This is a genomic window from Acidovorax sp. SUPP2825 (assembly GCF_030158995.1).
Taxonomy (GTDB): Bacteria; Pseudomonadota; Gammaproteobacteria; order Burkholderiales; family Burkholderiaceae_C; genus Paracidovorax.
Genome location: NZ_BQXK01000004.1, coordinates 277,249 through 299,156 on the forward strand (window position 1 = coordinate 277,249; position 21,908 = coordinate 299,156).

The 21,908-nt window shown below is 67.6% G+C and carries 17 protein-coding genes; 12 read left to right on the forward strand and 5 right to left on the reverse strand.

The genetic code is table 11. The annotated features are described in order from the left end of the window. Nucleotides 1-121 precede the first annotated feature (121 nt). A complete protein-coding gene (locus AVAK2825_RS07775; protein ID WP_284396224.1) occupies nt 122-556 on the forward strand; it encodes a VirK family protein in 435 nt (144 codons plus the stop codon). A 137-nt stretch (nt 557-693) separates the two neighbouring features. On the opposite strand, the gene AVAK2825_RS07780 is transcribed toward AVAK2825_RS07775, so the two are convergent. Beyond that, complete coding sequence (locus AVAK2825_RS07780; RefSeq protein WP_284396233.1) at nt 694-2,166, reverse strand: cellulase family glycosylhydrolase; 1,473 nt, start codon at nt 2,164-2,166, stop codon at nt 694-696. Between the two features lie 252 nt (nt 2,167-2,418). On the opposite strand from AVAK2825_RS07780, the gene ggt reads away from it, so the two are divergent. Further along, nucleotides 2,419-4,230: a gamma-glutamyltransferase gene (gene ggt, locus AVAK2825_RS07785; RefSeq protein WP_284396236.1), complete on the forward strand. Its 1,812-nt coding sequence runs from the start codon at nt 2,419-2,421 to the stop codon at nt 4,228-4,230. A gap of 127 nt (nt 4,231-4,357) precedes the next feature. Here ggt and AVAK2825_RS07790 read toward each other — a convergent pair whose 3' ends face one another. Further along, the gene (locus tag AVAK2825_RS07790; RefSeq protein ID WP_284396240.1) at nt 4,358-5,716 is read right to left on the reverse strand and encodes a glycerate kinase type-2 family protein; all 1,359 of its coding nucleotides are present in this window, start codon (nt 5,714-5,716) and stop codon (nt 4,358-4,360) included. Nucleotides 5,717-5,800: 84 nt separating this feature from the next. Here AVAK2825_RS07790 and AVAK2825_RS07795 point away from each other — a divergent pair, with 84 nt between their 5' ends. The 4 genes from AVAK2825_RS07795 to AVAK2825_RS07810 are packed head-to-tail and all read left to right on the forward strand — an operon-like array spanning nt 5,801 to nt 10,479. Beyond that, nucleotides 5,801-6,466: a GntR family transcriptional regulator gene (locus tag AVAK2825_RS07795; RefSeq protein WP_272567766.1), complete on the forward strand. Its 666-nt coding sequence runs from the start codon at nt 5,801-5,803 to the stop codon at nt 6,464-6,466. 7 nt (nt 6,467-6,473) lie between these two features. Continuing rightward, entirely contained in the window at nt 6,474-7,457 is a 984-nt protein-coding gene (puuE, locus tag AVAK2825_RS07800; RefSeq protein WP_284396247.1) for an allantoinase PuuE, read from the forward strand. A gap of 5 nt (nt 7,458-7,462) precedes the next feature. Continuing rightward, nucleotides 7,463-9,238, forward strand: a complete 1,776-nt coding sequence (gene uraD, locus AVAK2825_RS07805; protein WP_284396250.1) for a 2-oxo-4-hydroxy-4-carboxy-5-ureidoimidazoline decarboxylase — start codon at nt 7,463-7,465, stop codon at nt 9,236-9,238. Beyond that, nucleotides 9,235-10,479 (forward strand): M20 family metallopeptidase, encoded by a 1,245-nt coding sequence (locus AVAK2825_RS07810; RefSeq protein WP_284396252.1) that lies wholly within the window; start codon nt 9,235-9,237, stop codon nt 10,477-10,479. Before uraD ends, AVAK2825_RS07810 begins: the two co-directional genes overlap by 4 nt. A 22-nt stretch (nt 10,480-10,501) precedes the next feature. Here AVAK2825_RS07810 and AVAK2825_RS07815 read toward each other — a convergent pair whose 3' ends face one another. From AVAK2825_RS07815 to AVAK2825_RS07825, 3 genes are read right to left on the reverse strand one after another with little or no spacing between them, the layout of a single operon-like run. After that, nucleotides 10,502-10,876, reverse strand: a complete 375-nt coding sequence (locus AVAK2825_RS07815; RefSeq protein WP_502870506.1) for a hypothetical protein — start codon at nt 10,874-10,876, stop codon at nt 10,502-10,504. 43 nt (nt 10,877-10,919) lie between these two features. After that, on the reverse strand, nt 10,920-11,327 hold the full coding sequence (locus tag AVAK2825_RS07820) for a hypothetical protein (protein ID WP_284396256.1): 408 nt from the start codon (nt 11,325-11,327) through the stop codon (nt 10,920-10,922). Beyond that, a complete protein-coding gene (locus AVAK2825_RS07825) occupies nt 11,290-12,213 on the reverse strand; it encodes a DUF6402 family protein (RefSeq protein WP_284396259.1) in 924 nt (307 codons plus the stop codon). Before AVAK2825_RS07825 ends, AVAK2825_RS07820 begins: the two co-directional genes overlap by 38 nt. Before the next feature lie 256 nt (nt 12,214-12,469). On the opposite strand from AVAK2825_RS07825, the gene AVAK2825_RS07830 reads away from it, so the two are divergent. The 6 genes from AVAK2825_RS07830 to AVAK2825_RS07855 all read left to right on the forward strand — a co-directional run bounded on the left by AVAK2825_RS07830 (nt 12,470) and on the right by AVAK2825_RS07855 (nt 21,853). Beyond that, the gene (locus AVAK2825_RS07830) at nt 12,470-13,753 is read left to right on the forward strand and encodes a C4-dicarboxylate transporter DctA (RefSeq protein WP_284396262.1); all 1,284 of its coding nucleotides are present in this window, start codon (nt 12,470-12,472) and stop codon (nt 13,751-13,753) included. Between the two features lie 86 nt (nt 13,754-13,839). After that, nucleotides 13,840-15,684 carry a methyl-accepting chemotaxis protein gene (locus AVAK2825_RS07835; RefSeq protein WP_284396266.1) on the forward strand — a complete coding sequence of 615 codons (1,845 nt, stop codon included), beginning with the start codon at nt 13,840-13,842 and terminating at the stop codon, nt 15,682-15,684. 32 nt (nt 15,685-15,716) lie between these two features. Continuing rightward, nucleotides 15,717-16,412 (forward strand): GntR family transcriptional regulator, encoded by a 696-nt coding sequence (locus AVAK2825_RS07840; protein ID WP_272567760.1) that lies wholly within the window; start codon nt 15,717-15,719, stop codon nt 16,410-16,412. A 145-nt stretch (nt 16,413-16,557) separates the two neighbouring features. Continuing rightward, the gene (locus tag AVAK2825_RS07845) at nt 16,558-17,211 is read left to right on the forward strand and encodes a TetR/AcrR family transcriptional regulator (protein WP_284396270.1); all 654 of its coding nucleotides are present in this window, start codon (nt 16,558-16,560) and stop codon (nt 17,209-17,211) included. Nucleotides 17,212-17,604: 393 nt separating this feature from the next. Continuing rightward, nucleotides 17,605-19,371 (forward strand): methyl-accepting chemotaxis protein, encoded by a 1,767-nt coding sequence (locus AVAK2825_RS07850; protein ID WP_284396273.1) that lies wholly within the window; start codon nt 17,605-17,607, stop codon nt 19,369-19,371. A gap of 181 nt (nt 19,372-19,552) precedes the next feature. After that, complete coding sequence (locus tag AVAK2825_RS07855) at nt 19,553-21,853, forward strand: NADP-dependent malic enzyme (protein WP_284396277.1); 2,301 nt, start codon at nt 19,553-19,555, stop codon at nt 21,851-21,853. The last annotated feature ends 55 nt before the right edge of the window (nt 21,854-21,908 follow it).

Below are 21,908 nucleotides of genomic sequence, written 5' to 3' on the forward strand. Positions count from 1 at the left end.
ATTTACAAAAATGCTTTTCAGCATACAAATCCGGGCGATTTTCCTGCCATGGCTTGGATATCATCGCCACGCTTGAATTTTCAAGCCGCGATATTCAAAACCATGAATGGAGGTTTTTCCAATGCAACGCCTTGCCGCCGTTTTGCTGGCTTCTTCGTTTTCCCTGATGGCCCTGCCGGCCAGCGCCAAAAGCCGGCTCGATAATCCGGCCGACATCCAGCAGGCGCTGGCCGCCGGGGACGCGGTGTCGGTCGCCATCGACCTCTCGCTGTGCACCCCCAACTCCGCCAACGCCACCCCGAGCCGCACGCGCGGCGGCCTGCGCATCGAGGCCTACCGCATCGTCGAAGACGGCACGCTGTCCTTCAGCGACGCCCATTTCACCGTTGCCCGCGACGGCCTGCCGATCCAGCAGCTGCTGCGCTACCAGGTGCGCCCGGACGGCACCATCGACTTCACCATGTTCGTCTTCGACCTGCCCGGCTACCAGCAGCGCGCCGAACCGCTGGCCTACCGCTGCGCGATCAACCAGGGCCTGCGCTTTCACGCCGATTAATCCAACCAGGGCCTGAAAAGCACACCGCCCCGCCGATCCCAACGATCGGCGGGGCGGTGCAGGTGATTTTCAAGCCGCCGCCCCATATTCAGGGCGGCATTTTTTCGGATTATCGAAGCCGTTGAAGGCCCGCCGCGTCAACGCGCCGCGCAGAAACCGAATTCCGCCTTCGCGCCGGGGGCCAGCGTCTTGTTCCAGTCCACACCCGAAGCGTGGAGCGTGCTGCCCGATTGCGACCACACGGCGTTCCAGAGGTTGTTCACCGTGCCGGTGATGGTCAGGTTCAGGGCCCAGTCGCCCGCCGCGCCGCCGGTGTTGGTGACCTGCATGCGTTCGCAGTAGCCGGTGTTCCATTCGCTGTCCACGATGACCTGGGTGCTGAAGCTGGCGCCGCCCGTGGGAGGGGTGGTCGGCGGCGTGGTGGGTGGCGTCGTCGGGGGCGTCGTCGGAGGGGTGGTGGGCGGTGTGGTCGGCGGCGTCGTGGGAGGGGTGCTGGAGCCGTCGCCCCACAGGCGCTGGAGCAGCGTGACCTTGTCGGTCCGCACCGTCGTCCAGTCGTCGTTCAGGATGCCGCCCGTGTCGCCGCTGTTGGGGTTCCACGACCAGTAGAAGCCGCTGCGGATGCCCTTGCCGATGAGGTAGTCCACCAGCTTGTTCTGCCAGGCCACGTCGCGGGCATCGCCCTGGCCGAACTTGCCGCCGAACTCGCCCAGCAGCACGGCGTGGCCGGCCTGCACGAAGCGGCCGAAGTGCTGCTCCCAGATGGCGGGCATGTTGTCGGGGAAATTGGAGGCGCCGAAATACGGCTGGCCGTACACGTCCGGGCCGTAGGCGTGCGGGGCGAGCAGCAGGCGGTCGGCCGGAATGTTCAGCGGCGTGCACTCCAGCGGCTCGAGGCTGCCGCCCCACCAGTGGCCACCACTGCTGGAGCAGCTGGGGTTCTCCGCCACGCCTTCCACCACGATCAGCCAGCGGGGCGCCACCTGCAGCACGGCGGCCGAGGCGCGCTCGGCCGCGCGGTTCCAGTCGGTGGCGGCATTGCCGGTGCCCCAGGTGGCGGCGCCGTGCGGCTCGTTCTTGAGGTCCAGGCCGATGACGCCGGGCACGCTGGCGTAGCGCTGCGCGACGAAGGTCAGGTCGGTGATCCACTGCTGCTCGCTGTACGAGCCGGTGTACCAGAGCTCGGAGATGCTCTGGCAGTCGGGCGTGTGGTGGTCCAGCAGCACGTACATGCCGCGGCTGCTCAGCTCGTTCACCACCTTGTCCAGCACCTGCAGGGCGCTCAGGCCCTGCAGGTCGGCGTTGCGGCCGTAGTCGATGCTGTTGGGCGGCGTGCCGCGCAGGGTCTGCGGGCAGAACGGCAGGCGCACGGCATTGAAGCCCTGGCCCTGCATCTGCGTGATCATGTCCTTCCAGTTGCGCGCCCACAGCCCGTGGACCACGTTGGTGTTGGTCTCGAAGCCGAACCAGTTCACGCCGCGCAGCTGCACGGCATTGCCGTTGTCGTCCACCACCTTGCCGGCATCGATCGCATAGCTCCAGGACAGGCTGCTGGCCGCCAGCAGGCAGCCGCCCAGCACGAGCTTCTTCAGTAAGGATTTCATCGCCATGTCGCACCTCCGTGGTTGAAAGGAAGGCCCGCCGGAGGGCCGCGACCACGGCCAACATTCTTCCTGGCGGAAACCGGCTGACATGCTAGGGCCAGAGTTCCCTGTCAAAGTGCAACTTTTCAACGCAGACGTTCGCAAATGCAAATGGGAGGTGCGCCAACAGGCGCGGCCACAGGGAAGCGGCAGGCAACTTCTCTACACTCGCCACGGCGCCGCCGCTGGGCGTCCGCCGATTCATAACGAGGAGAGAGCATGAACCCCATCCAACGCACGCTGCTGGCCAGCAGCCTGGCCCTTGCCCTGGCCAGCCTGGCCGCCTGCACCAACGTGCCCACGGCCGGCCCCGGCAGTGCCGAGGGAGTGCCCGCCGCCGCGCCGCAGGCCGTTCAGCAGACGGCCGCGGCCCGCGCCGCCAGCAATTCCTACGATTTCGACATGGATGTGTTCCACCCGGTGGTGGCGCGCAACGGCATGGTCTCCACCGAGCAGGAACTGGCCTCGCGCGTGGGCCTGGACATCCTCAAGGCCGGCGGCAATGCGGTGGATGCCGCGGTGGGCATCGGTTTCGCGCTGGCCGTGGTGCTGCCCAATGCGGGCAACCTGGGTGGCGGCGGTTTCATGATGGTGCACGACGCCAAGACCGGCAAGGACGTGGCGCTCGACTTCCGCGAAGTGGCGCCGCAAAAGGCCACCCGCGACATGTACCTCGACGCCAGCGGCAACGTGGTGGACGGCAAGTCCCTGTACACGCCCTACGCCGTGGGCGTGCCGGGCACGGTGGCGGGCATGGAGCATGCGCTCAAGAACTGGGGCACGCTGCCGCTGTCGCGCGTGATCGCCCCGGCCATCGCGCTGGCGGACAAGGGCTTTCCCGTCAGCCTCACGCTGGCCAAGACGCTGCACCAGGAGAAGGCCAACATGGGCAAATGGCCGGCGACGCGCCAGATCTTCTGGCGCGGCGACAGCCCGCTCAAGGTCGGCGACCGGCTGGTGCAAAAGGACCTGGCGCAGTCGCTGCGGCTCATCAGCCAGCAGGGTGCCAAGGCGTTCTACCAGGGCCCCATCGCGCGCCGCATCGCCGCCGAGATGGCGCCCCACCCCGGCGCCCTCACGCTGCAGGACCTGGCGGCCTACAAGGTGGTCGAGCGCGAGCCGGTGCGCGGCACCTACCGCGGTTACCAGATCGTGACCATGCCGCCCCCGTCCTCCGGCGGCGCGCACCTGGTGCAGATGCTGAACATGCTGGAGCAGTGGCCGCTGTCGCAATGGGGGCAGAACAGCGCGCAGACGATCCACTACATGGCCGAGAGCATGAAGCTCGCCTACGCCGACCGCTCGGAATACCTGGGCGATCCGGACTTCGTGAAGATCCCGCTCAAGGGCCTGACCTCCAAGGCCTACGCGCAGTCGCTGGCCAAGGGCATCAGCCCCACCACGGCGCGCCAGGCCAAGGACATCAAGCCCGGCCAGCCCCAGCCGTATGAAAGCGACCAGACCACCCACTACTCGGTGGTGGACAAGGCGGGCAACGCCGTGGCGGTGACCTACACGCTCAACACCAACTTCGGCAGCGGCATCGTCGCCAAGGGCACCGGCATCCTGCTGAACAACGAGATGGACGACTTCTCCGCCAAGCCCGGCGTGGCCAATACCTACGGCCTGGTCGGCGGCGATGCCAACGCGGTGGCGCCCAACAAGCGCCCGCTGTCGTCGATGACGCCCACCATGGTGCTCAAGGACGGCAAGCCCATGCTCGTGACCGGCAGCCCCGGCGGCGCGCGCATCATCACCACGGTGCTGCAGACCATCGTGAACACCATCGACTTCGGCATGAACCCGGCCGAGGCGGCCTCGGTGCCGCGCGTGCACCACCAGTGGACGCCCGACGAGCTGCGCGTGGAAAAGGGCCTCAGCACCGACACCCTGTCGCAACTGCAGGCCCGCGGCCACCACATCGCCGTGAAGCCTTCGATGGGCCGCACGCAGACCATCCAGTTCCACGACGGGCTGCTGTACGGCGCCTCCGACCCGCGCAATCCCGACGGCGAGACGCTGGGGTACTGACCCGCGGCGTTCCCTGCCCTCCCAGGCCGTGCTCCGCAAGGGGCGCGGCCTTTTTTCATGGGGGCGTGGGCCCGGAGAAGTTTCAAGCAAAAAAGGCCTGCAGCGCATATTCCACTAGGGCATTGCGCTATTGAATCAATAGCACCCTGAAATCGTTCACATTGGTGTGCGTGGGCCCGGTGACCACCAGATCGCCCAGCGCCGAGAAGAACCCGTAGGCGTCGTTGCGGTCCAGGTGGCGGGCCACGGCCAGGTCGGCGGCACGGGCCCGTGCCAGGGTGTCGGGCGTGACGATCGCGCCGGCGTTGTCCTCCACGCCGTCGATGCCGTCGGTGTCGGCCGCCAGCGCCCACACGCCCGGCTGCCCCTGCAGCGCCTGCGCCAGGCCCAGGCAGAACTCCCCCGCCCGGCCGCCCCGGCCCCGGGGCACGCCCTCGGCGCGCGGGCGCACGGTCACCGTGGTCTCGCCGCCCGACAGGATGACGCAGGGGCGCGCGAACGGCTGGCCGCGCTGCGCCACCGAGCGCGCCAGCGCCGCATGCACGCGGCCCACCTCGCGCGACTCGCCCTCCATCTCGTCGGACAGGATGTACGCCGCCATGCCGGCCGCGCGCGCCGCCGCAGCAGCAGCCTCCAGCGACTGCTGCGGCGCGGCGATCAGGTGGACCGCGTGGCCGGCGAAGGCCGCGTCGCCGGGCTTGGGGGTCTCCAGCGCGCCGGCCTGCAGCGCCGCATGCACCGGCGCGGGCAGGTCGATGCGGTAGCGCGCCAGGATGTCCAGCGCCTCGGCGCAGGTCGTGCCGTCGGGCACCGTGGGGCCGCTGGCGATCACGGCGGGGTCGTCGCCCGGCACGTCGCTGATGGCCAGGGTGACCACGCGGGCCGGCGCGCACGCGGCCGCCAGCCGGCCACCCTTGATGCGCGACAGGTGCTTGCGCACGCAATTCATCTCGGCGATGCCGGCGCCGCTCTCCAGCAGCGCGCGGTGGATGCGCTGCTTTTCCGCCAGGGTCAGGCCCTCGGCCGGCAGGGTGAGCAGTGCGGAGCCGCCACCCGAGATCAGGCACAGCACCAGGTCATCGGCCGTGAGCCCCTGCGTGAACGCCAGCATGCGCCCGGCCGCCGCCAGGCCCGCCGCATCGGGCACGGGGTGCGCGGCCTCCACGATCTCCACGCGCTGCGGCAGCCCGGGCGGCCGCTCGGGCACATGGCCGTAGCGCGTCACGACCAGGCCCGACAGCGGCGCATCGGCCGGCCACAGCGCCTCCAGCGCGTGCACCATCGAGCCGCCCGCCTTGCCCGCCCCGAGCACCAGCGTGCGCCCGCGCGGCGGCGGCGGCAGGTGCGCAGCCAGGCCATGGGCCGGCAACGCGGCATGCACGGCCACGTCGTACAGATGGCGGAGGAACGCGGCCGGCTGGCTGGCCGGCGGCGACACGGGCAAGGCCGGCAGGCCGGCGGCGGCAGGGGTCTTGGGGGTGGTCATCCCCGGATTCTGGCCGAACAGGTAGGCACCCCATCGTCCACCAAAACTGTATACACGTTGCCGGGCCACGGCTATCATGCGCCGATGGAAACCTCCACCACCAGTGCCATCGTCGGCGACCTGACGCGGGCCATCGTCGAGCACCGGCTGCTGCCGGGCGCCAAGCTGGCGGAGCAGAAACTGGCCGACCATTTCGGCGTCTCGCGCACGCTGGTGCGGCAGGCGCTGTTCCAGCTGTCGCAAAAGCGGCTGGTGCACCTGGCGCCCGCGCGCGGCGCCTTCGTGGCCGCGCCCTCCGCCGACGAGGCGCGGCAGGTGTTCGCCGTCCGCCGCATGCTGGAGGCCGAGATGACCCGCGCCTTCGTGCGAGAGGTCACCCCCGCCCGCATCCGCGCCCTGCGCGAGCACGTGGCCCGCGAGAAGGCGGCCGTGGACGGCGCCGACGTGCAGGACCGCACCGAACTGCTGGGCGACTTCCACGTGCGCATGGCCGAGCTGATGGGCAACCAGGTGCTGGCACAGATGCTGCAGGAGCTGATCTCGCGCTGTGCGCTGATCACGCTCATGTACCAGAGCGCCGACGAGGCCGCGCACTCGCACGACGAGCATGCCGAGATCGTCAAGGCCCTGGCCGCGCGCGACGAGGAGCGCGCCGTGCGCCTGATGGACGCGCATCTGCTGCATGTGCAGGACAGCCTGATGTTCGACCGCAAGCTGCCCCCCAACGACATCTCCATGGCTCTTTCGTGAGGACCCGATGACCGCCGCCCCGATCTACGACGCCACCCTGCCCTACCCCCGCGACCTCGTGGGCTACGGGCGCAATCCGCCGCACGCGCGCTGGCCGGGCAACGCCCGCATCGCCGTGCAGTTCGTGCTGAACTACGAGGAAGGCGGCGAGAACGCCGTGCTGCACGGCGATGCCGGCAGCGAGCAGTTCCTGTCGGAAATGTTCAACCCGGCCAGCTACCCCGACCGGCACATCAGCATGGAGGGGATCTACGAATACGGCTCGCGCGCCGGCGTGTGGCGCCTGCTGCGCGAGTTCGAAAAGCGCGGCCTGCCGCTCACCGTGTTCGGCGTGGCGACGGCCTTGCAGCGCCACCCCCACGTCACCGCCGCCTTCATGGAACTGGGCCACGAGATCGCCTGCCACGGTCTCAAGTGGATCCACTACCAGAACGTGCCCGAGGCCGTGGAGCGCGCCCACATGGCCGAGGCCCTGGCCATCTTCGAGGCGCTCACGGGCCAGCGGCACGGCGCACCCGGCACGCTGCACGGCGCGGGCTGGTACACCGGCCGCGACAGCCCCAACACCCGCCGCCTGGTGGCCGACCACGGCGGCTTCGCCTACGACAGCGACTACTACGGCGACGACCTGCCCTTCTGGATGAAGGTCGCCCGGACCGACGGCAGCACGGCCCGGCAGCTCATCGTGCCCTACACGCTCGACTGCAACGACATGCGCTTCGCGCTGCCCCAGGGCTACTCGCACGCCGACCCGTTCTTCCAGTACATGAAGGACACGTTCGATGCGCTGTACGCCGAGGGCGACCCCGCCGGCGACGACCGCCCCAAGATGATGAGCATCGGCATGCACTGCCGGCTGCTCGGGCGCCCGGGCCGCATCACCGCGCTGCAGCGCTTCCTGGACCACGTGCAGCGGCACGACCACGTGTGGGTGTGCCGCCGCATCGACATCGCACGCCACTGGGCCGAGACCCATCCCTGCCCGGAGTGAACGCCATGCCCCTCACCCTCGAACAACTGAATGCCGCCGCCCCCGAAGAGGCCGCGCGCCTGCTGGACGGCCTGTACGAGCATTCGCCGTGGATCGCCGCGCAGGCGCTCGCCGCGCGGCCCTTCCGCTCGCTCGCGCAGTTCAAGCACGCGATGGTGCGCGTGCTGGCCCAGGCACCGCGCGAGGCGCAGCTGGCCCTGGTGCGCGCCCACCCGGAACTGGCGGGCAAGGCCATGGTGGCGAACGCGCTCACGGCCGAGTCGGCCCGCGAGCAGGGCACGGCCGGCCTCACGCAGTGCACACCCGAAGAGTTCGCGCGCATCCAGCAGCTCAACGCCGAGTACAACGTGCGCTTCGGCTTCCCGTTCATCCTCGCGGTGCGCGGCCCGCGCGGCACGGGGCTGCCCCGGCAGGACATCATCGACACCTTCGCGCGCCGGCTCACCAACCCACCGGACTTCGAGCTGGCCGAGGCGCTGCGCAACATCCACCGCATCGCCGAGATCCGCCTGAACGACCTGTTCGGCGTGGCGCCCACGCTGGGCAACGGCGTATGGGACTGGCAGGAAACCCTTGCGCAGCACAGCGACCCGGGCTTTGCCGAGAAGGGCCAGCTCACCGTCACCTACCTGACCGATGCGCACCGCGCCTGCGCGCAGCGCATCAGCCACTGGATGCGCGACTGCGGCTTCGACGAAGTGGCCGTGGACGCGGTGGGCAACGTGGTGGGCCGCTACCACGGCGCCACGCCCGATGCGCCCCTGCTCATGACCGGCAGCCACTACGACACCGTGCGCAACGGCGGCAAGTACGACGGCCGGCTGGGCATCTTCGTGCCCATGGCCTGCGTGCGCGAGCTGCACCGCCAGGGCCGGCGCCTGCCCTTTGGCATCGAGGTGGTGGGCTTTTCGGAGGAGGAAGGCCAGCGCTACAAGGCAACGTTCCTCGGCTCGGGCGCGCTCATCGGCGACTTCGACCCGGCGTGGCTCGACCAGAAGGACGCCGATGGCGTGACCCTGCGCGAGGCCATGCAGCATGCCGGCCTGTGCATCGACGACATTCCGAAGCTGCAGCGCGACCCGGGCCGCTACCTCGGCTTCGTCGAGGTGCACATCGAGCAGGGCCCGGTGCTCAACGAACTGGACCTGCCCCTGGGCGTGGTCACCTCCATCAACGGCAGCGTGCGCTTCGTGGGCGAGATGCACGGCATGGCGAGCCACGCCGGCACCACGCCCATGGACCGCCGCCGCGATGCGGCCGCCGCCGTGGCCGAACTCATCCTCGCGGTGGAGGCGCGTGCCGCGCGCGACGGCGACTCGGTGGGCACCATGGGCCTGCTGAACGTGCCCGGCGGCTCCATCAACGTGGTGCCGGGCCGCTGCCAGTTCAGCCTGGACCTGCGCGCCCCCACCGATCCCCAGCGCGATGCGCTGGTGGCCGACGTGCTGGCCGCGCTGCAGTCCATCGCCGCGCGGCGCGGCCTGCACTACACGCTGGAAGAAACCATGCGCGCCGCCGCCGCGCCCAGCGCACCCGCGTGGCAGCAGCGCTGGGAACGCGCCGTGGACGCACTGGGCGTGCCGGTGCACCGCATGCCCAGCGGCGCCGGGCACGACGCCATGAAGCTGCACGAAATCATGCCGCAGGCCATGCTGTTCGTGCGCGGCCTGAACAGCGGCATCAGCCACAACCCCCTGGAAAGCACGATAAGCGACGACATGCAGCTCGCCGTCGACGCCTTCTCCCACCTTCTGAACCAACTGGCCACCGAAACCCCATGAGCAGCACCTACCAATCACTGGACGCCTGGATCGACCAACATTTCGACGAAGAAGTGCGCTTTCTGCAGGCGCTGGTGCGCGTGCCCACCGACACGCCGCCCGGCAACAACGCCCCGCATGCCGAACGCACGGCCGAGCTGCTGCAGGCCTTCGGCTACGAGGCCGAGCGCCACCCCGTGCCCGAGGCCGAGGTCAAGGCCTACGGCATGGAATCCATCACCAACCTCATCGTGCGCCGGCCGTATGGCGAGGGCGCCACCGCCGCGGGTGGCCGCACCGTGGCGCTCAATGCCCACGGCGACGTGGTGCCGCCCGGCGAAGGCTGGACGCACGACCCCTACGGCGGCGAGATCGTGGACGGCAAGATCTACGGCCGCGCCACCGCGGTGAGCAAGAGCGATTTCGCCAGCTTCACCTTCGCCCTTCGCGCCCTGGAGGCCGTGGCGAAACCGACCAAGGGCGCGGTGGAACTGCACTTCACCTACGACGAAGAATTCGGCGGCGAACTGGGCCCGGGCTGGCTGCTGCGCCAGGGCCTGACCCGGCCCGATCTGCTGCTGGCCGCCGGCTTCAGCTACGAGGTCGTCACGGCGCACAACGGCTGCCTGCAGATGGAGGTGACCGTGCACGGCAAGATGGCCCATGCCGCCATTCCCCACACCGGCGTGGACGCGCTGCAGGGCGCGGTCGCGATCCTGAACGCCCTCTATGCGCAGAACGCCCGCTACCAGCAGATCACCTCGAAGGTGGCCGGCATCGAGCACCCCTACCTGAACGTGGGCCGCATCGAAGGCGGCACCAACACCAACGTGGTCCCGGGCAAGGTCGTGTTCAAGCTCGACCGCCGCATGATCCCCGAGGAAAACCCCGCCGAGGTCGAGGCCGCCATCCGCCAGGTGATCGCCGAGGCGGCCGCGGGCTGCGCCGGCATCACGGTGGACATCAAGCGCCTGCTGCTGGCCAATGCCATGCAGCCCCTGCCGGGCAACGCCCCGCTGGTGGCCGCGCTGCAAAAGCACGGCGAGGCACTCTTCGGCCAGCCGATCCCGGCCATGGGCACGCCGCTGTACACGGACGTGCGCCTGTACGGCGAGGCCGGCATTCCCGGCGTGATCTACGGCGCCGGCCCGCGCACCGTGCTGGAGTCGCACGCCAAGCGCGCCGACGAACGCCTGGACCTGGAAGACCTGCGGCGCGCGACCAAGGTGGTGGCGCGGACGCTGCACGACCTGCTGGGCTGAAGAGAGGACGGCGGCTCGCCGGTTAGGGCATGACGGCGGAGTCGGGCAACCGGGGGCAGTCGGTGCATTCTGGCGGGATGTTTTCGAACACCGCATCCCGCCCGACCTGCACCGCATTCACTGGTGGATTGAGCCACCAGTCAATCTCCCCGTTGAGCCAGAGATCCACCACCTCGCTTTCGCCCAACAGGGTTTCCGGCTGGATGCGATACAGGCGGATGACATGCGGATAGTGCATATCCCAGTGCGCAAGTCGCTGCAGCCATGAGGCTTCGTAGTAATCCAGTCGATAAACATGCCGAGGGCTGAAGTGGCTGCGATCGTATCTTGGGGAAAGTGCATGCCAAAGGGCACATGACAGTAACAACACTGCCGCGATCCACAGGGTTTTCTTCAAGGGGCTAAAGCCCCTACAGGCACCGAATATGCAGTGCGCCAGTTCATGGCATCAACACTGCATCCGGCAACCGTGGACATTCCCGGCATTCGGGCGCGATGTTCTCGAACACGATGTCATTGCCGATCACCACCGAATTGACGGGATCATCGAACCACCAGTTCAGCGATCCATTCATCCAAAGCTCCACCACGTCGCTTTCTCCCAGCAAGGTCTCCCGTTGATTCCGATACAGCCGAACAAATGCCGGCATTTTGAAACTGAAGTGAACCAAGCTTTGAATGGGGGACGCCTCGTAATATTCCACACGGTAGACTTTTCTCGGGCTGATCAATGTATGAAACAACTTCGGTGTGAATGCGTACCAGAAGGCCACCAAGACACCCACCAACAGCAGGAGAAAAACCGGCTTCTTAAAACGCTTCCACGCAATGCGCATAAAAATCACCATGCGATTTTTGTGAAAAAGGAAGCTTGATGCGCAACGTGTTGGAAAGAACTATGAAATCTCCGCCTCTGTTATTGCTCTCTCGCCACCTTCTGAAGTCCGCGTTCTGAACCAAGTACTTGCGACTCTGGACCGATGAAGGTGACTCGTTCACTGTCTGCGGTTCGATGGGCACACCCATTTTCGTGCCAAGACCACACTCCATTCCATTGAATCCCCAGCAGCCAAGGGGTTGGGATATAAAGAATCTGCCGTCGTTGAAATCGTAGGAATCACGCAAATAAAAAGCCAACTCATCCACCTCGATACCGGCTTTTCCGCCTCCTTGTGGAGTGACCACCCCTGAAACAGCCACCTTGATTTGCGCCTCGCCCATTGCCCCATATAAATCATTGAGCGGATCGCCCAACTTTCCGAAAACCAAATAATTGACTTGGCAAGTCGAGTCCAACACTGCTGGCGATTGAGCCAAATTACCGAAGCGCCAGCAACTGTGATTTTGTCCCAGACTCGCCCTGCCCACTCGGATCTTCAACTGCTGCATGCCAGCAGGGCTTGCCCATTTGGCTTGCAATTCTTGGACTGCGGCCCTGACACGTGCAAAACCCATTGCCCATTCCATGGTGACGGTGCTGTCGTCTAACTGCGAAGCAGGCAATTTATTCAGGCGACTGCCTTCCAGACTGCCCTTGACTCCCTCGGTCATCTGGAAAGCCGCCCCGTTGAACCACCGCTCCATCAAGTTCGACGCCACCGGCCACCCCAGCCGGGAACGCATCACACCCGGAATGTCACGCAGCTGAAAAAGCCGTGTGGCGTACTTGGGCGCAATCTTGCGCGCCAGTTCAGCGCGCAGTGCCTCCTGCGGCACCGTCACGATGTCGTTCATGGTCATTCCTCCCGTTTTTATTCCTATCTTCATTCGACAGGCGCGGATGATAGAAGCGCTTGAAGGACGAATGGCCCCTCAATCATTGATTAATAGTTACCAATCGCAAGCCAGCTTTGCTCCTGATCAAGCCGCAGCACCACCGCCGTGCCGCCACGCCACACGCGGGATAACCCCCAAACCAATGGCCCTGCTCAATGTCTACATTTCTTGTATGCAAGTTTGGTAAACCAACGTGATGACTGCCGGAGATCCCATGCAACGCTTCTTCCGTTCCCTGTTCGGCCGGGTGGTCCTGGCCCTGATCGCCGGCGTCATCGTCGGTCTGCTGTGGCCCCAGTGGGCGGTACAGCTCAAGCCCTTGGGCGACGGCTTCATCAAGCTCATCAAGATGCTGATCCCGCTCATCGTGTTCTGCGTGGTGGTGCATGGCATCGCGGGCACGGGGGATCTGAAGCGGGTGGGCCGCGTGGGGATCAAGTCGCTGATCTATTTCGAGGTGGTCACCAGCATCGCGCTGGTCCTGGGCCTGGTGCTGGCCTTCGTGTTCGAGCCGGGGGTCGGCATGAACGTGGACCCGCGGGCGCTGGACGCCTCGGCCATGGGCGCCTATGCCGACAACGCCAACAAGCTGGCGGGCGGCGGCTTCAGCGACTTTTTGCTCAAGCTGATTCCCAACACGGCGATCAGCGCGTTCTCCACGGGCGACGTGCTGCAGGTGCTGCTGTTTTCCATCGTGTTCGGCTGTGCGCTGTCGCTGGTGGGCGAGCGCGGCGCCCGGGTGGTCTCGCTCATCGATGACTTTTCCGCCGTGCTGTTCAAGGCGATGGGCCTGATCATCCAGCTCGCGCCCCTGGGCGTGCTGGGGGCCATCGCCTTCACGGTGGGCAAGTACGGCATCGGCTCGCTCAAGCAGCTGGGCCTGCTGGTCGCACTGTTCTATGCCGCGGTGTTTATCTTCGTGGTCGTGGTGTTGGGGCTGATCATGCGGTTTTCGGGCTTCAGCCTGTTCAAGCTGCTGCGCTACCTGCGCGAGGAGCTGGCCGTGGTGTTCGCCACCACGTCGTCCGACAGCGTGCTGCCGCAGGTCATGGCCAAGCTCAAGCACATGGGCATCCGCGACTCGACCGTGGGCCTGGTGATTCCCACAGGCTATTCGTTCAACCTGGACGCGTTCTCGATCTACATCACCCTGGCGGCGGTGTTCATCGCGCAGGCCACGAACACGCCGATTTCCATGGCGGACCTGCTGACGATCCTGGCGATCTCGCTGGTGACGTCCAAGGGCGCGCACGGGGTGCCGGGCTCGGCCATCGTGGTGCTGGCGGCCACGCTGCATGCGATTCCGGCCATTCCCGCGATCGGCCTGGTGCTGGTGCTGTCGGTGGACTGGTTCATGGGCATCGCCCGCGCGGTGGGCAACCTGATCGGCAACTGCGTGGCCACCGTGGCCATCGCCTCGTGGGAAGGCGACATCGACCGGACCCGAGCACATGCCGTGCTGGATGGCAAGACGCTGGATGCGCCCACGGACGTGTAGTGCGGCTTCCACACACATTCCAGGATACTGTAAGCACTGGTAACGCAATTACGGTGTAATGCAGGACTTCCTTTTCCGAGGCCGCCATGATCCAGTCTCTGCGCTCCAAAATCCTCGTCATCAGCACCGCCACCGTCGTCTGTGCCCTGGCGGTGACCGGTGCCGCCACCTACTCCATCACCCGCACCAACACGTTCGAGACCATCGAGCAGGACCTGAACGCCATCACGGCGGGCAACACGATGGCCATCGACCAGTGGGTGTCCGCCAAGGCGGCCGCCGTGAACGCCACCGCTGCGGTCGTGGAACAGGGCGATCCGCAGGGCTACGTGGCCCTGATGGGCAAGGCCAACGGTTTTCCCATCACCACCGTGGGCTGGGAGGACAAGACCTTCAAGTCCACCACGCAGACCCCTGCGGGCTATGACCCGACGGCCCGCCCCTGGTACAAAGCGGCAGTGCAGGCCGGCAAGCTGGCGGTCACCAAACCCTACGGCGACTCCACCACCGGCGTGCCTTATGTGGCCTTCGTCGCGCCGCTGCTGCGCAACGGCGCGCTGCAGGGCGTGGTCAACGGTGCGGTGCCGCTGGAGGGCGTGCGCGAGGTGGTCGCCGCCATCCGCCCCACGCCGAGCAGCCTGGGCTTCGTGGTGAACAGCGACGGCCAGATCCTGGCCCACGCGGACGCCAAGCTCAGCCTCAAGCCGGTGACCGAACTCTCGCCCCTGCTCACCCCCGCCGCCATGGCCTCGCTCGCAAGCGCGACGCGGCCGATGGAGGTGGAGCTCAACGGCAGCGCCAAGCTGCTCAAGGCCCGCCCGGTGCAGGGCACCGACTGGTCGCTGATCGTCGCCCTGGACAAGGCCGAGGCCACCACCGGCCTGCGCAGCGTGCTGCAGACGCTGGCCGTGGCCATCGTGCTGCTGGCCGTGCTGGCGGCTGCGGTGGGCGCGATGCTCACCGCCAAGTCGTTCCGCCGCCTGTCGGAGGTGCGCGACGCCATGGACGAGATCGGCTCCGGCGGCGGCGACCTGACGCACCGCCTGCCCGTCTCCGGCAGCGACGAGGTGGCCCAGATCGCCTCGTCGTTCAATGCCTTCGTGGACAAGATCAGCACCGTGCTGCAGGACGTGCGCCACGGCGTCGAATCGATGAAGACGGCCACCGACGAAATCAAGGCCGGCAACCACGACCTGTCCAACCGCACCGAGACCTCGGCCAGCAACCTGCAGGAAACCTCGGCCTCGCTGTCGCAGCTCACCGTCACCGTCAAGCAGTCCGCCGATGCGGCGGCGCAGGCCACGCGCCTGGCCACCTCGGCCAGCGCGTCGGCCAGCAAGGGCGGCGAAGTGGTGGCCAGCGCGGTCAGCACCATGGACGAGATCTCCAAGGCCTCATCCAAGATCGGCGAGATCATCGGCGTGATCGACTCCATCGCCTTCCAGACCAACATCCTCGCCCTGAACGCGGCCGTGGAAGCCGCCCGTGCCGGCGAGAACGGCCGGGGCTTCGCCGTGGTGGCGAGCGAGGTGCGCAGCCTGGCGCACCGCAGCGCCACGGCGGCCAAGGAGATCAAGACGCTTATCGACGCCTCGGGTGTGAGCGTGACGACCGGCACCCAGCGCGTGCGCGCGGCGGGCGAGACCATGGGCGAGATCGTGGACAGCATCCAGCGCGTCACGCAGATCATCGGCGAGATCAACAGCTCGATGACCGAGCAGAGCGCCGGCATCGGCCAGATCAACCAGGCCGTCGCCGAGATGGACCGCGCCACGCAGCAGAACGCCGCGCTGGTCGAGGAGTCCACCGCCGCCTCGGGCGTGCTCAACGAGCAGGCGCACAACCTCTCGCGCACCGTGGCCGGCTTCACGCTGGACAAGCACGGCGCCGCAGGCCACGGCGGCGCGACGCCCCTCGCCCTGCCGCGCTGAAAAGCGACGGCCGGCACCGCCCCTTGCCCACCATGAACGGTGCCAGCAGCCAGACCCAGATCGCCCAGCAGGTGGTGGAATCCATCCTGGCGCAAAAGCTCGCCCCCGGCGAGCGGCTGGGCGAGCAGGCGCTGGCCACCCTGTTCGGCGTGAGCCGCACCCTGGTGCGCGAAGCGCTCATGCAACTGCAGGCACGTGGCTTCGTCGAGGTGAGGCCACGCCGGGGCTGGTACGTGGTGGAGCCTTCGGTGGAAGACGCCCGCGATGCCTTCTCGGCGCGGCGCATCGTGGAATCCGGCATCCTGGCCGAAGCCGGGCGGCCGCTGCAGGCGGTGGTGCGCCGGCTGCGCCAGCACATCGCGCAGGAGCAGCAGGCCATCGACGATGCGGATGCCGCCACCCGGGCTTTTCTGCTGGCCGACTTCCACGTGTGCCTGGCCGAAGCGCTGGGCCACCGCAGCCTGAGCGGCATCCTGCGCGACCTCACCGCGCGCACCACGCTGGCCGCCTCGCTCTACCAGTCGCGCCACGAGGCCAGCCAGTCGTGCGCCGAGCACGCCGCCATCGTCGAGGCCCTCGAGCGCGGTGACACGGCCCTGGCGCGCGAGCGCATGCTGGCGCACATCGGGCATGTGGAGCAGGCGCTCGATTCGCAGGCCCCCCGCACGCACGATCGCCTGCGCGACTCGCTGGCGCCGCTGCCGGCGCGGGACGGCACGCGGGGCTGATTCCCGGGGCTGATGCGCACGCGCGAGCCCACCGGGCGCGCCGCCGGTTCGCCATTGCATCTCCGTTTAGAGGCAGTTCCCCAGGCGGCATGGGCGGCGCGGGCGTAGCATTCGTGCCCCACAGCGACAGACACGACCCGCCACCATGCCCCCCACCGAAGGTCGCGCCCCGTCAGTCGGCCGCTCCCCCCTCGGACGCCCCAGCGTCCAGCGCGCGCAGGAACTGCGCCAGATCATTGTCGATGTCGCGTCCGCCCTCATGCTGGAGCACGGCTACGCGGGCACCAGCATGGAAGCCATCGCCACCGCGGCAGGCGTGACGAAGCGGACCATCTACACCCGGTTCGAGTCGAAGGAAAACCTGTTGCGCGAGGTGCTGGCGACCGCCGCGCTGCCCGCATTGCAGCTCGATTTCCAGTTCGCGCCCGGCCTGGCCCTGCAGGACAAGCTGGTGCGGATCGGCCTGGAAATGAATGCCACGCTGCTGCACCCGGGCATGCAGAACTGGCTTCGGTTCGCCATCCACGGCATCGCGCTGCACCCGGAGCTGGCCCCGCTGGTCCATGGATTGATCGAGCAATACCTCGCGCTCCTGGCACAGCATCTGGCGGCCCTGTTCGCCAGCGAAGCCATGGTGGTGGATGACCTGCCCACCCTGGCGAAGGTGTTCGCCAGCCTGATCTCGTCGCCGGCGCAGAACCTGGCGGCCTTCGCGATGCCTCCCGGATCGCTCGAGGAACAGGCGCATCTCATGCACCGGTCCGTGGCGGTTTTCCTGGCCGGCTGCCGCGCCACCTGATCGCCTGCGACCTGCCGCGGCAACCGCTGCAGCCTTTCACGTGCGCCTGTGCGGGGCGCACCAGGACTTCAACCGCCTCCGTTTGTTGCACCGTGCTGACAGGCATCGCCATTAATGACACCAATCGGTTTCATTTATGATAGGATTTGAAACTATTGGTTACGCAGGCATTGGCACGGTCCCGCGATGTGTCCCTGCAAGGCTCTGCCATCGGCTCCAACAACGACAAAAGACAAAAGCGGCTCTCGACCTTGCTTGCACGAGGCGCGTCACGGCGCCTCGTGAATCAACGCCCCTCCACCCAGTGCTCACGAGGCCTGGGCCATTCCTGCGGCAATCCAATGCGTCGCCAGCGCCATCGCTGGTCTTTGACAATCCCAACGGACTCCGAAAATGGAATGGTTTACACGAATGAAGGTCGGCACCAAGCTGACCGCTGGCTTTCTGGCAGTCGCGGCGATCGGCGCGTTGATCGGTACGACCGGCATCCTGCGATCCAGTGAGATCAATGACCTGGCCGACCTGATGTACGAGCGCGAGGTGGTCGGCCTGTCCCATGCGGCGGACGCCAATATCCAGCTCATCGCTGCAGGCCGGGCGATTCGCAATGCCCTGCTCGCATCGACGCAGGAGGAGCGGCGTACCCACACGGAATCGGTGCAGGCCCGTTTGAAGGCGATGCACGAATCGCTGAACAAGACAGGCAACTTCTCCGTGACGGAACAGGGCAAGGCCCTGGTGACCGAGAGCCAGAAAGCCGCCAAGGCCTACGACGATGGCATTCAATCCGTCCTCGCGCTGCTGCAGACGGAAGAATTGGCGAACACGCGCGCCTCGGTGACCAGAATCCACGAAGTCAGGCAGCTCGCCGACAAGGCCGACGACCTGCTGGGACAGATCGTCGAACGCAAGCGCAGCAATGCCAAGAGCCTGAACGACAAGACGACCGAGATCTACCTCCAGGTGCGCCTCATCCTCATCTGCCTCACGATCGGCGGCGTGATCCTGGGCATCCTGATCGGCGTCCTGCTCACGCGGGGGCTCACGCGCCAACTGGGCGGCGAGCCCGCCGATGTGGCCCGGGTGGCCGGTGCCATCGCGCAGGGAAATCTGACCTTCCCCATCGACACCTCCCGCGCCGCCCGGGGCAGCGTGGTGGCGGCCATGCAGACCATGCAAACCTCGCTGCGCGAGGTGGTCGGCACGGTGCGCGCCAGCAGCGGAAACATCGCCGTGGGCGCGACCCAGATCGCCACCGGCAACGCCGACCTGTCGCAACGCACCGAAGAGCAGGCGAGCAACCTGGAGGAGACTGCCGCCTCCATGGAGGAGCTGACCAGCACGGTGATGAGCAGCGCGGACACCGCCAAGCAGGCCGCGCAACTGGCCCAGTCCGCCAGCCAGGCCGCGCAAAAGGGTGGCGAAGTGGTCGGGCAGGTGGTGTCGATGATGGGGGAGATCAACCACTCGTCCCAGCGGATCGCCGACATCATCGGCGTCATCGACGGCATCGCGTTCCAGACCAACATCCTGGCCCTGAATGCCGCCGTCGAGGCGGCCCGGGCCGGCGAGCAGGGCCGCGGTTTCGCGGTGGTGGCCAGCGAGGTCCGCAGCCTCGCCCAAAAGAGCGCCGAAGCCGCCAAGGAGATCAAGACGCTCATCAACGACAGCGTGGACAAGGTGGCCAACGGAAGCCAGCTCGTCAATGCCGCGGGCACCTCCATGGAGGACATCGTCGGGCAGGTCCAGCGCGTGAGCCACCTGATCCAGGAGATCACGTCGGCGACCCAGGAGCAGACCTCGGGCATCAGCCAGATCAACGAAGCCGTGATGCAGCTCGACCAGGTGACGCAGCAGAACGCGGCCCTGGTAGAAGAATCCGCGGCGGCGGCCGACAGCCTCGACCAGCAGGTCAAGCAGCTGGTGGCCGCCGTGGGCGTCTTCAAGCTCGACGAAGCCGCGCCCCTGCCTTCGGCACCGCCGGCTGCGGCCAAGGCGCATGCCCCGCTCATGCGCCCGCGCGAGGCGCCTGTGCATCGCAGCCAGCCGGCCCGCGCCCTCCCCCACGCCAGGGCGGCGGCATCACGGCCCGCGCCGGCACGAACCGTGCCGCGCGCACTTCCTCCGAAAGGCAGCCAGGAAGAGTGGGAAAGCTTCTGAAGCCGTGCGATGGCGGCGCGATGTCGACGCCATGGCGGCGGGATGCCCGCACCATGGCTGCGCCATCGCGCGGGCCTTTGCGAACGCGTAGCACGCCATGCGCAATCCGCATTGGCAGGGAGGATTTCCGCGCCCCGCTTGGAGTAAGCTCCCTGCGCATTTCTCCCTAGGATCTCCATCCATGACACAACACACACTGTCCGCAGCCGAGCAGGCCCTGCGCGAAGCCGCGCTCGAATACCACCGCAACCCCAGCCGCGGCAAGATCTCGGTCACGCCGACCAAGCCGCTGTCCAACCAGCGCGACCTGTCGCTGGCCTATTCGCCGGGCGTGGCCTACCCCTGCCTGGACATCCAGGCCGACCCGTCGCTGGCGTTCGACTACACGGCGCGCGGCAACCTGGTGGGTGTGATCACCAACGGCACGGCCGTGCTGGGCCTGGGCGACATCGGTCCGCTGGCCGGCAAGCCGGTGATGGAAGGCAAGGGCTGCCTGTTCAAGAAGTTCGCGGGCGTGGACGTGTTCGACATCGAGCTGGCCGAGCGCGATCCCGACAAGCTGGTGGAGATCATCGCGTCGCTGGAGCCCACGCTGGGCGGCATCAACCTGGAAGACATCAAGGCGCCCGAGTGCTTCTACATCGAGCGCGAACTCTCCAAGCGCCTGAACATCCCGGTGTTCCACGATGACCAGCACGGCACGGCCATCATCTCCAGCGCCGCGCTGCTGAACGGCCTGGAACTGGTGGGCAAGGAGATCGGCGCGGTGAAGGTGGCCGTGTCGGGCGCAGGCGCCGCCGCCATCGCCTGCCTGGACGTGATGGTGGGACTGGGCGTGAAGCGCGAGCACATCTTCGTGGTGGACTCCAAGGGCGTGATCCACGACGGCCGCGCCAACCTGGACGAATCCAAGGCCCGCTACGCGCAAAAGACCGACGCCCGCACGCTGGCCGACGTGGTCAACGGCGCCGACGTGTTCCTGGGCTGCTCGGCCCCCGGCGTGCTGACGGCCGAGATGGTCAAGACCATGGCCGACAAGCCGATCATCCTGGCCCTGGCCAACCCCGAGCCCGAGATCCGCCCCGAGCTGGCCAAGGCCGTGCGCCCCGACTGCATCATCGCCACGGGCCGTTCGGACTACCCGAACCAGGTCAACAACGTGCTGTGCTTTCCGTACATCTTCCGCGGCGCGCTCGACTGCGGCGCGACCAAGATCACGCAGGAGATGAAGCTGGCCTGCGTGCGCGAGATCGCCGACCTCGCCAAGGCCGAGATGAGCGACGAAGTGGCGGCCGCCTATGCGGGCCAGGAGCTGTCCTTCGGCCCCGACTACCTCATTCCCACGCCCTTCGACGTGCGCCTGATCCTGCGCATCGCCCCGGCCGTGGCCAAGGCGGCCGAGGCCTCGGGCGTGGCCACGCGGCCCATCCAGGACTACGCCGCCTACCGCGAAAGCCTCACCCGCTTCGTCTACCAGACCAGCATGTTCATGCGCCCGGTCTTCACCGCCGCCAAGGCCGCGCCCCAGCGCGTGGCCTATGCCGAAGGAGAGGACGACCGCGTGCTGCGCGCGGCGCAGGTGGCCGTCGACGAAGGCCTGGCGCGCCCGATCCTGATCGGCCGCCCCGCCGTCATCGCCACGCGCATCGCCAAGGCCGGCCTGCGCCTGCAGCCGGGCAAGGACGTGGAGATCTGCAACCCCGAGGACGATCCGCGCTTTCGCCAGTACTGGGAGGCCTACCACCAGCTCATGGGCCGCGACGGCATCACGCCCGAGGCCGCCAAGGCCGCGGTGCGCCGCTCCAACACGCTGATCGGCGCGCTCATGGTGCGTCTGGGCGACGCCGACGCGCTGCTGTGCGGGCTGGTGGGCCGCTTCGACCACCACCTGGAGCATGTGCGCCAGGTGATCGGCCTGAAGGAAGGCACGCCGGACTTCGCCACGGTGAACGCGCTCACGCTGGACCAGCACACGCTGTTCATCGCCGACACGTACATCAACGAGGCGCCCGATGCCGAGCAACTGGCCGCGATCGCGCTGATGGCGGCCGAGGAAGTGCAGCGCTTCGGCCTGCCGCCGAAGGTGGCGTTCCTGTCGCACTCCAACTACGGCTCGTCCACGCGCCCCTCGGCCCGCAAGATGCGCGCGGCACGCGACCTGTTCGTGAAGGCGGCGCCCCACATCGAGTGCGACGGCGAACTGCACGGCGACTCGGCCCTGTCGGAGAAGATCCGCCACACCGCGCTGCTGGAAGGCACGCTGTCGGGCTCGGCCAACGTGCTGATCTGCCCCAACCTGGACGCGGCGAACATATTGTTCAACGTGCTCAAGACCACCGGCAGCCACGGCACCACCATCGGCCCGATCCTGCTGGGTGCCGCGGCATCGGCCCATGTGCTGACGCCCTCCTCCACCGTGCGCCGCGTGGTCAACATGACCGCGCTGGCCGCGGCGAACGCGGCAGCGGCCAAGGCCCGCTGAACGCAAGGGCGCCGCCAGGCCCTCCCCGCCCGGGGGATGGGGCTGGCGGCAGGCG